This is a genomic window from Streptomyces ossamyceticus, from assembly GCF_001418475.1.
Lineage (GTDB): Bacteria > Actinomycetota > Actinomycetes > Streptomycetales > Streptomycetaceae > Streptomyces > Streptomyces ossamyceticus.
Genome location: NZ_LIQX01000121.1, coordinates 1 through 10,216, shown reverse-complemented (window position 1 = coordinate 10,216; position 10,216 = coordinate 1). Strand labels below are relative to the sequence as shown.

Annotated in this window: 9 protein-coding genes; 5 read left to right on the top strand and 4 right to left on the bottom strand. The window is 70.9% G+C overall.

Annotation, left to right across the window (positions count from 1 at the left end; translation table 11 throughout):
* Window positions 1–512 precede the first annotated feature (512 nt).
* Together AOK15_RS10995 and clpB are read right to left on the bottom strand one after the other, a co-directional pair.
* Entirely contained in the window at window positions 513–1,043 is a 531-nt protein-coding gene (locus tag AOK15_RS10995) for a YbjN domain-containing protein (RefSeq protein ID WP_055515370.1), read from the bottom strand.
* 117 nt (window positions 1,044–1,160) lie between these two features.
* A complete protein-coding gene (gene clpB / locus AOK15_RS10990; protein ID WP_055515368.1) occupies window positions 1,161–3,758 on the bottom strand; it encodes an ATP-dependent chaperone ClpB in 2,598 nt (865 codons plus the stop codon).
* A 117-nt stretch (window positions 3,759–3,875) separates the two neighbouring features.
* Here clpB and AOK15_RS10985 point away from each other — a divergent pair, with 117 nt between their 5' ends.
* Window positions 3,876–4,289, top strand: a complete 414-nt coding sequence (locus AOK15_RS10985; RefSeq protein ID WP_055515366.1) for a pyridoxamine 5'-phosphate oxidase family protein — start codon at window positions 3,876–3,878, stop codon at window positions 4,287–4,289.
* 150 nt (window positions 4,290–4,439) lie between these two features.
* Here the strand turns inward: AOK15_RS10985 and AOK15_RS10980 are convergent, their stop codons facing one another.
* Window positions 4,440–4,775, bottom strand: coding sequence for a Rieske (2Fe-2S) protein (locus AOK15_RS10980; RefSeq protein WP_055515363.1), 336 nt, complete (start codon window positions 4,773–4,775; stop codon window positions 4,440–4,442).
* A gap of 309 nt (window positions 4,776–5,084) precedes the next feature.
* Here AOK15_RS10980 and AOK15_RS10970 point away from each other — a divergent pair, with 309 nt between their 5' ends.
* Window positions 5,085–6,104 (top strand): helix-turn-helix domain-containing protein, encoded by a 1,020-nt coding sequence (locus tag AOK15_RS10970; protein WP_079058411.1) that lies wholly within the window; start codon window positions 5,085–5,087, stop codon window positions 6,102–6,104.
* Here the strand turns inward: AOK15_RS10970 and AOK15_RS10965 are convergent.
* The gene (locus AOK15_RS10965; RefSeq protein ID WP_055515357.1) at window positions 6,058–7,140 is read right to left on the bottom strand and encodes a helix-turn-helix transcriptional regulator; all 1,083 of its coding nucleotides are present in this window, start codon (window positions 7,138–7,140) and stop codon (window positions 6,058–6,060) included. The genes AOK15_RS10970 and AOK15_RS10965 overlap by 47 nt on opposite strands.
* Window positions 7,141–7,553: 413 nt before the next feature.
* Here AOK15_RS10965 and AOK15_RS10960 point away from each other — a divergent pair, with 413 nt between their 5' ends.
* The 3 genes from AOK15_RS10960 to AOK15_RS10950 form a co-directional block, all read left to right on the top strand.
* Window positions 7,554–9,095 carry a circularly permuted type 2 ATP-grasp protein gene (locus tag AOK15_RS10960; protein ID WP_055515355.1) on the top strand — a complete coding sequence of 514 codons (1,542 nt, stop codon included), beginning with the start codon at window positions 7,554–7,556 and terminating at the stop codon, window positions 9,093–9,095.
* Window positions 9,092–10,027, top strand: coding sequence for an alpha-E domain-containing protein (locus AOK15_RS10955; protein ID WP_055515353.1), 936 nt, complete (start codon window positions 9,092–9,094; stop codon window positions 10,025–10,027). The genes AOK15_RS10960 and AOK15_RS10955 overlap by 4 nt, the downstream gene beginning before the upstream one ends.
* 5 nt (window positions 10,028–10,032) lie before the next feature.
* Window positions 10,033–10,216 (top strand): transglutaminase N-terminal domain-containing protein (locus tag AOK15_RS10950; RefSeq protein WP_276206206.1); only part of this gene is annotated, 184 nt, incomplete at its 3' end.

Sequence of the window (10,216 nt, the reverse complement as noted above, 5' to 3'; positions counted from 1 at the left end):
TGTACGCGGTCGGGGCCCGGCTGCACGGTCCCGCCGCCGGGACCGTGCTGGTCCTGCTGTGGGGGCCGCTGCCCACTCGGTGGTGCGGTCGATGGCGTACACGGAGCCGCTGCTCACCGCGTGCGCGGCCTGGGCGCTGTACGCGGTGCTCACCGGGCGCTGGGTGGGGGCGGGCGCCCTCGGGGCCGGCGGGGCTGTCCCGGCCGAACGGGCTCGCGGTGGCCTCGGCGCTGCCGCTCCTGGACCGGTCGCCGCTGCCGCTGCTGGTGTACACCGCCGTCCTGCTGGTGATCGCGCTCGGCGACGACGCTTCTTCGCGCCGAAGCAGCGCTTCCCGCTGCCGGCGTTCGCGCCGCGGCTCCCCCTGGCGCTCGCCCTCGCCCTACGGCTGGAGCCCGGCCCTGGCAGGCCACCGGGGTGGTCACCGCCCTGGCCGGGCTCTCCTATGTCTACGGGCGTACCTGACGGTGATCAACCGGGTGCGCTCTGGTGCAATGGCCCTGAGGGAAGGACTACTCGTCGTCGCTCTCGGGCTTGTCGGACTCGTCGATGTCCTCGGCGAGGCCGAGCTGCTCGACGAGCCACTTGTCGAACTCGATGGCGGCGCGGACCCAGCTGACGGTCGAGGAGACGAAGTGCTCCAGGCTGACGCCGGTGCCGATCAGGAGCTGGGCCTCACCGATGAGACGGACCGTGCCGTCGTCGTGGGTGTGGCTGTAGACCTTGGGCCACAGGGTGCGGCGGTTCCAGTCGTCGATGGTCTCCAGCAGGGCCTGCTTCTCGGTGATCTGGTGCGGACGGTCGTAGAACGTGCGCACCGAGAAGACCTGCTGGTCGCCCTCGCCCCGGAACATGAAGTAGGTGCGGAACTCCTCCCACGGCGCCGCGAGGTCACCCTCGTCGTCGACGACGTACTTGAGCTCCATCTGGTCGAGGAGCTGCTTCACGAGGTCCTGATCCGGCACCACGGGGCCCGGCGGGGGGCCGGGCTGCGGCTCGGGCTGGCCCCCGAAGTTCGGAATCGAGGACGGGTCGATGGACATACTTGGACACTCCAACTGTCGTCTGGCTCGTCCGGCCGTCGCTGAGACCAGACGTCACGACCCACCCTCTCTCCCTTGCCCCCCACCCGGCAACCTGCCTCATCGGGCAGTCGGGAACTACAGGGTCTTTCCGGTCGCCGGACCCACGATCAGCCCATCGCCGAAGGCGTCGACGCGGACCGTGTCGCCGTCCTTGACCTCGCCGGCCAGGATCTCCTTGGCGAGGCGGTCGCCGATCGCGGTCTGCACGAGACGGCGCAGCGGGCGCGCGCCGTACGCGGGGTCGTTGCCCTCGTCGGCGAGCCACGCGAGGGCCGCCGGGGTGACCTCCAGGGTGAGGCGGCGCTCGGCGAGCCGCTTGGCGAGGCGGTCGATCTGGAGGCCCGCGATCCGCTCCAGCTCGGCCTTGTCCAGGGCGGAGAAGACCACGAGGTCGTCGAGACGGTTGAGGAACTCCGGCTTGAAGGAGGCCCGGACCACCTCCAGGACCTGCTCCTTCTTCTCCGTCTCGGTGGTGACCGGGTCGACCAGGAACTGGCTGCCCAGGTTGGAGGTGAGGATGAGGATGGTGTTGCGGAAGTCGACCGTCCGGCCCTGTCCGTCGGTGAGGCGGCCGTCGTCCAGCACCTGGAGCAGGATGTCGAAGACCTCCGGGTGGGCCTTCTCCACCTCGTCCAGCAGCACCACGCTGTACGGGCGGCGGCGGACGGCCTCGGTGAGCTGGCCGCCCTCCTCGTAGCCGATGTAGCCGGGCGGGGCGCCGACCAGGCGGGCCACGCTGTGCTTCTCGCTGTACTCCGACATGTCGATGCGGACCATGGCCCGCTCGTCGTCGAAGAGGAAGTCGGCGAGGGCCTTCGCCAGCTCGGTCTTGCCGACGCCGGTGGGGCCGAGGAAGAGGAACGAGCCGGTCGGGCGGTCCGGGTCGGCGATGCCCGCGCGGGAGCGCCGTACCGCGTCGGACACGGCGCGGACGGCCTCGGTCTGGCCGATGAGGCGACGGCCCAGCTCGTCCTCCATACGGAGCAGCTTCTGGGTCTCGCCCTCCAGCAGGCGCCCGGCGGGGATGCCGGTCCAGGAGGCGACGACGTCGGCGATGTCGTCGGCGCCGACCTCGTCCTTGACCATGGTGCCCTTCGCGACCTCTTCCTCCGCCTCGGAGGCGGCCTCCAGGGCCTTCTCCAGGGTGGGGATCTCGCCGTAGAGGAGCTTGGAGGCGGTGTCGAAGTCGCCGTCGCGCTGGGCCCGCTCCGCCTGGCCGCGCAGGTCGTCGAGCTTCTCCTTCAGCTCGCCGACGCGGTTGAGGGACTGCTTCTCCTTCTCCCAGCGGGCGTTCAGGCCGCGCAGCTCCTCCTCCTTGTCGGCGAGGTCGCGGCGCAGCCGTTCGAGGCGCTCGCGGGAGGCGGCGTCGGTCTCCTTGTCGAGGGCCAGCTCCTCCATCTTCAGCCGGTCGACGGCGCGCTGGAGCTCGTCGATCTCGACGGGCGAGGAGTCGATCTCCATGCGCAGGCGGGAGGCGGACTCGTCGACGAGGTCGATGGCCTTGTCGGGCAGGAAGCGGGAGGTGATGTACCGGTCGGAGAGGGTGGCGGCGGCGACCAGGGCGGCGTCGGCGATCTGGACCTTGTGGTGGGCCTCGTAGCGGCCCTTGAGTCCGCGCAGGATCGCGATGGTGTCCTCGACGGTGGGCTCGGAGACGAGGACCTGCTGGAAGCGGCGCTCCAGGGCCGGGTCCTTCTCGATGCGCTCGCGGTACTCGTCGAGGGTGGTGGCGCCGACCATGCGCAGCTCGCCGCGGGCCAGCATGGGCTTCAGCATGTTGCCGGCGTCCATCGCGGAGTCGCCGCCTGCGCCCGCGCCGACGACGGTGTGCAGCTCGTCGATGAAGGTGATGATCTGCCCGTCGGAGTCCTTGATCTCGGCGAGGACGGTCTTCAGGCGCTCCTCGAACTCACCGCGGTACTTCGCCCCGGCGACCATCGCGCCGAGGTCGAGCGCGACGAGCCGCTTGTCCTTCAGGGACTCGGGCACGTCGCCCTTGACGATCCGCTGGGCGAGGCCCTCGACGACGGCGGTCTTGCCGACGCCGGGCTCACCGATGAGGACCGGGTTGTTCTTGGTGCGGCGGGACAGGACCTGGACGACCCGGCGGATCTCCTGGTCCCGGCCGATGACGGGGTCGAGCTTGCCCTCCCGCGCGGCGGCGGTGAAGTCCGTACCGAACTTCTCCAGGGCCTTGTACTGCCCCTCCGGATCGGCTGTGGTCACCCGGCGTCCTCCCCTGGCCTTCTGGAACGCCTCCATGAGCTTCTCGGCGTTCGCACCCTGCCGGGAGAGTACGTCCCCGGCCTGGCCGCCCTTCGCGGCGATCCCGATCAGGAGGTGCTCGGTGGAGACGTACTCGTCGCCCAGGTCCCTGGCGCGGGACTGGGCGTCGGCGACCACGGCGAGCAGCTCGCGGTTGGGCTGGGGCGGCGACACGGTGGACCCGGTCACGCTGGGCAGGCCCGCGAGGGCCTTCTCGGCGCCGGCGCGCACGGCCGCCTGGTCGGCGTCGACGGCGGCGAGCAGGTCGGTGATGTTCTCGTTGTCCTGGCCCTGGAGCAGAGCCAGCAGCAGGTGGGCGGGGGTGAAGTCGGGGTGCCCCTCGGACACGGCCCGGTTGCTGGCCGCGTTGATCGCGTCCCGGCTCCTGTTGGTCAGCTCTGCGTCCACGTTCGCGTTCTCCTCCTTGTGTCAGCCCTCATCCACGCTGACTTGAGCAACGTACACAAAGTTGAGTCTATTCCACTCAAGGCAGGGGGTGGGAGGCAAACCGATAGGTTGCGGGCCATGGCCTCCTACTCCGTGGACCCGGGTGCCCCCGACGAGACATACCTCGCCTTCTGGCGGGAGCGGCACCTGTGCACCCTGACGACCCTCCGCCCGGACGGCACCCCGCACGTGGTGCCCGTCGGAGTGACATACGACCCGGAGGCGGGTCTGGCTCGGGTGATCACCAACAAGTCGAGCAGGAAGGTGCGGCACGTCCTGGCGGCGGGCGCGGACGGGGCCGCGGTCGCGGTGTGCCAGGTGGACGGCGGGCGCTGGGCCACGCTGGAGGGGCGCGCACGGGTGTCCACGGAGCCGGAGCGGATCGCGGACGCGGTGCGGCGGTACGCGGAGCGGTACGGGAGGATGCCGGGGCCGAACCCGGACCGGGTGGTCATCGAGATCGAACTGACGGCGGCGCTCGGGCGGAGCTGATCATTTTCAGCCACGGCGACCGCCGGGCGATAGCGGTGGGGATCACGAAATATCCCCGTAAACCTGCAGCGGCGTCACCGTGTTCAGGTCACGGTGACGCCGCTGCTGGGGGGAAGCGCCTGAGCGATTTGAAACGACGGGGGAATCGCTTCAGGCACTGCGGGGGGTGGCTGATACAGCTGTGGAGGTCTGAGGCTCCGGTTCGGCGAGCTGGTGGTCGCGCTGGTCGAGATTGACGAAGATCATCCCGTATCGGACGGCGCACCGTACGGGCTGCGGCGCGCCGCGCGGTCGCCGCAGACATCGGTACGCCCGGATGTCCTCGTCGTCGTCCCGGGTCACCACCACCGGCTCACCGAACACGGTCACCATCAACGAGTCACCGCTGTGGGGGATGGCGGTGGCCAGGTCGATGAAGTGCCAACCGGATCGGTAGGCGGTAGCCATTTCTCGGCGGAAGGATCGGTCGTCGGGTGGAGTCGTCATGTCAGGCCCTCGCACCGCCACCGGCCGGGGGCACCGGCCAACTGGTGTCCAAGGCTCGCGCCAGCGTCGTCGACTCCGCCACCGCCGGCCAACTGGTGTCCGCACGAGTGTCACGCTTCGTCTCGGAGAGGCCACCCAGCGCTCCGAAGGCGATAACGGTGGAGAAGGCGGCGACAAGCACCGAGCGAAGCATTCTCTTACGCATAGTCGGCTTCGTCCTCACTTGAAGGTCCCCTCTTCCCCCGTCGCATACGACGATGGCTCATTCGGGCACGTCATGGCCACATAATCGATGCATCATGTTCCTGCATGTTCAGGACCCTGGGGGGTGGAGATTTGAGTAAAAATCGGGCCAAGGCGGTACATCCCCATACGGTGGCTGATCTGTGCGAAGACGGAGCTCGTCTCTATGCGCACGCGCTGCGGACCGGACGCCTCGCCCGTGAGGACGTGGAACCCGCCCCCTGCCTCATGGAGTTCGCCCTCCTGCACCCCGATCCCGATGACGCGAACTGGCTCCGCCCGGTTCCTCCTTCGGTCGCCCTGGCCCAGCGGCTCAACCCCATCGAACGGGAGATCGCCGAGCAGCGGAGGCGGTCGATCGAACTCGCCGACGTCTTCGAACCGTTCATGACCCTCACCGCCCAGGCGACCACGCCCACGCACGCCATCACCGTGCTGGAGGGCGGCGAACGCATCCAGGCGGCCCTGAATCTGGCGACAGCCGAGTGCCGGACCGAGGTGCTCACGGTCCAGCCGAGCAACCGCATCTCCGAGCGCAACCTGCTCCAGGGCCTGGAGCGGGACAGGCCGTTGATCGAACGTGGTGTGCGCATCCGCACGCTGTACCAGCACACGGCCCGCCACAACCCCGAGAAGCTGGCCTACGTGGCCCAGTTGTCCAACGGCAAGGTGGAGTACCGCACCATCGACGAACTGGTGGAGCGGCTCATCATCTGCGACGACACGGTCGCCTTCATCCCCACCCGCGACGACCAGCAGGTCGCCCTGGAGCTCAGGCATCCGGGACTCGTGCGCTACCTCGTCAAGGTCTTCGAGTTCATGTGGGGCCGGGCCGTCCCCCTCACCGCCGGCGCCCCCTACGAGACCGCTCCCGACGGGATCAGCGAGATCCAGCACTCCATCGCCAAGCTCCTCATCGAGGGCCACGTCGACGAGGCCATCGCGCGGCGGCTGGGGATGAACGTGCGGACCTGCCGGGCGCACATCGCCAAGCTGGCCACGGCGCTCGGCAGCGGCAGCCGGGCGCAGCTCGGGTATCTCATCGCGCAGTCGGGGATTCTGGAGCAGGAACAGCCGCTGCCCTAGGCGCGGCGGACGGGGCGGGCAGGGACAGCAGGTCGTCCCCGGCCTCCGTGGGCGGCCGTTGCGGGCCGTCCAGTCCCACCTGGGCGATGCGGACGCCGAGTTGGGTGCGGCTGGCGGCGCCCAGGGTCTCGGAGAGGCGGGCGATGTGGGCGCGGCAGGTGCGCACGCTTATGCCGAGGCGTTCGGCGACGACCGCGTCCTGGTGGCCCTCCGCGAGGAGCGCGGCGATGGACCGCTCCCGGTGGGTGATGCCCGCGATGCCGGAGGACGGCAGCGGGGCGGCCAGCGGGATGCCGAGGCGCCAGAGCCGTTCGAAGACGGTGACCAGGTACTCCACCAGCGCGGGGTGGCGGATCTCCAGGGCCATGGTGCGGTCGGCGTTGGCGGGGATGAAGGCCACGGTGCCGTCGAAGACGATGAGACGTTCCACGACCTCGTCGAGGGTGCGGGCCTCCGCCGCCTCGCCCATCATCTCCATGTAGTTGTGCAGGCCCTGCCCGTGCCGGGCCACATGTGTGTACAGGTCCCGCATCCGTACGCCCCGCCGGCACATGGCGAGCGCCCGGTGCAGCCCCTCGCGCAGCTCGTCCTCGCGCCGGATGCCGCCGGGCTGCACGGTCATCACCTCGGTGGTGCAGCGGTCGGTGGCCTCGTCGATCGCCGCGCGGATGCGGGACAGCCCGTCGAGGACGCGGATCGCCGTGCCCTCCGCCGGCTGGCCCGGCCGTACGGCGCTGAGGCCCGCGTACCACTCGACGGCCTCGACGGCCGTGCCCACCCGGGCCTGGCTGGCGCTGACCTCGGCGTGGACGCCGCGCAGCAGCCGGGTCATGACCTCCTGCGGGGAGGTGGGCACCAGCCAGCCCATGTCGTCGGGGTCGGGGTGCAGCAGGGCCAGTTCGACCAGACAGGGCACGGGTTCCGCGTCCTCGCGCGGGAGACGGCCCCGCCGTACGGCTCGCGCGTACACCCGGTCCCCGGCCTCGCAGAGCCGGTCCGCACCGTGGGGATGCCCGTCCGTCGCATGCCCGGCCATGACCAACTCACCCCCGGTTCCAGCCTGTTCGCAGCGCAACTATGCGCGGCCCGCACCGCCTCCGCAACACGACGACACCGTCCCCCTGTCCCAAAGAACGCGCCTTTGCCCCATCCTGTCCACCCCTCAGGTATTGCGCCCTGCAACAAGCTGAAGAAACGATGCCTGGAGGTCGCATGGAGGGTCCGTGAAGACCGGGTCGGGACGGGTCCGGGGGTGCGGTCCGTCCGAGGCCGCCCGTGCCCGTGCCGCGCGGCCGGGCGCGGCGGTCGGTCGCGGGTGGTGCGCGCGGAGCGACTCCCCCACCCGGACGTACTTCAAACCCTCCGTTTCCCCTGGTCGCGATCGTTCCCGCAAGATGGCGGAAACAAGACCGTGATCAGCTTGTTACGGAGCGCACTTACCGTCGGGCCATGGCGGACATATTTGACGCGTACGCGTTGGCCGACGCGTGGGACGAGATGTTCGAGCGGCCGGGTGAGGTCAGGGCCGCCTATGAGCCGGTGCTGGCCGCGCTCCAGCCCATCGAACCGGCCGAACTGAGGTTCAGGGCGGACCAGATGGCCCGGGCGTTCACGGACCGGGGCGTCACCTACGCCTTCGCGGGCGAGGAGAGACCCTGGCCGCTCGATCTCGTGCCGAGGATCCTGGACGCCCTGGAGTGGGATCTCATCCAGCGCGGAGTCGCCCAGCGCGTCCGGGCGTTGGAGGCGTACCTCGCCGACGCCTACGGGCCGTGCCGGGCCTTCGAGGACGGGGTCGTGCCCTGGCGGCTGCTCCTCAACTCCCCCCACTTCCACCGGTCCGCGCACGGTGTGGAGCCGCCCGGCGGGGTCCGCATCCATGTCGCCGGCATCGACCTCGTCCGCGACGAGGCGGGCGCCTTCCGGGTGCTGGAGGACAACGTCCGGGTGCCGTCCGGGGTGTCGTACGTCATCGAGAACCGGCGGGCGATGACCCGCGTCTTCCCGTCCCTCTTCGCCGAACAGCACGTCCTGCCCGTCGACGGCTACGCGCAGAAGCTGCTCGCCGCGCTGCGGGCCGCCGCGCCCGGCGGCATCGGGGACCCTCGGGTGGTGGTGCTCACGCCCGGCCCGAACAACGCCGCCTACTTCGAACACGCGCTGCTGGCCCGGCTGATGGGCGTGCAACTGGTCGAGGGTCACGACCTGGTGTGCCGGGGGAACCGGGTGTGGATGCGGACCACGCGCGGGGAGATGCCCGTCCATGTCGTATACCGGCGGCTCGACGACGACTTCCTCGACCCGCTCCACTTCCGGCCCGACTCGGTGATCGGCTGCCCCGGCGTCATGGGCGCCGCGATGGCGGGCAACGTCACGCTCGCCAACGCCGTCGGCAACGGCATCGCCGACGACAAGCTGCTCTACACGTATGTGCCCGACCTGATCCGGTACTACCTCGGCGAGGAACCGGTCCTGCCCAACGTGGAGTCGTTCCGCCCGGACGAGCCGGGGCAGTTGGAGGCCGTGCTCGACCAGATCGACCAGCTCGTCGTCAAACCGGTCGACGGGGCCGGCGGGCAGGGCATCGTCATCGGACCGAAGGCCGACCGGGAGACACTGGAACGCACCCGCGCGGCCGTCCTCGCCGATCCGCGCGGCTGGATCGCGCAGCGGCCGGTCGCCCTGTCCACGTCCCCCACCCTCGCCGGGGAACGCATGGCACCCCGCCACATCGACCTGCGCCCCTTCGCCGTGAACGACGGCAGCGAGGTCTGGGTGCTGCCCGGCGGGCTGACCCGGGTCGCCCTCCAGGAGGGCAACCTCATCGTCAACTCCAGCCAGGGCGGCGGCTCCAAGGACACCTGGGTGCTCGCCGAGGGCCCCGCCGAGCAGCGGCACGAGGAGGAGAGCGGCCCGTTGGAGAAGGCACCGCGCCAGCTCGGACCCGACGGCACCCGCACGGTCGTGCAGGAAGGGGCGCAGCAGCAGTGAACGACGTGATCCTCTCCCGGATAGCCGAGGCCCTGACCTGGACGGGCCGCTACGTGGAGCGCGCCGACGCCACCGGCCGCATCCTCGACGCCTACCTCCACCGCCTCCTGGAGGACCCCTGGCGCGACGAGGACGCCGCCTGCCGCTCGCTGTACGCGATCCTCGGCGTCGACGCGCCGGACCAGCACTGCGACATGCGGCAGGTGCTGGACCGGCTGGCCTTCGACGCGGACTCCACCGGCAGCATCGAGGGGGCGCTCGGCGCCGCCCGGCTGAACGCCCGCAGTGCCCGTGAGGCGGTCTCCTCCGAGATGTGGGAGTGCCTCAACTCCACCTGGCACGCGCTCGCCGACCAGCGCACGGCCGCCCGCCGCACCGGCGGCCCGTACGCCTACCTGGAGCTGGTCCGCAGGCGCGCGGCCCTGTTCTTCGGGCTCGCCGACTCCACGATGAGCCGCGACGACAGCTGGCGGTTCGTGGTCCTCGGCCGCAGCCTGGAACGGGTCGACATGACCGTGCGGCTGCTGTCGGTACGGGTCCTGGACGCCGCGCACGCGCCCGACTGGCCGACCCTGCTGAGCGCGAGCGGCGCCGACGAGGCGTACGCGCGCGTGCACGGCGGTTTCGGCGACAGCCCGAAGGTCGCCGAGTTCCTGCTCCTGGACCGGGACTTCCCGCGCTCGGCGCTGCACGCGCTGACCACGGCCGAGGAGTGCCTCGCCGCGCTCGGCCGCCCGCGCCAGGACCCGGCCCGCCGGCCGATCGGCGCGCTGCGCACCCACCTGGAGTACCTGGACTCGGCGTCCCTGGAGGCCGGGCTGCCGACGCTGCTGCGGGACCTGCAACGGGCCTGCATGGCCTCGGCGGAGGCGGTGGCCGAGAAGTTCTTCCCGTACCAGGGGCCCGTCGAGTGGGCCCAGGAAGGCGCGTGAGCACGATGACCCCACCCCCCGCGTCGCACGCCACCCGGCGCCTGCGCATCCGGCACACCACCCGTGTCCCGTACGCCCAGCCCGCGTCGTCGTCGCACAACGAGGTGCGGATGACACCGCTGACCCTGCCGGGCCAGACCACCCTGGACGCGCGGGTGCTGGTCAACCCGTCGACGCCGACCTGGTCGT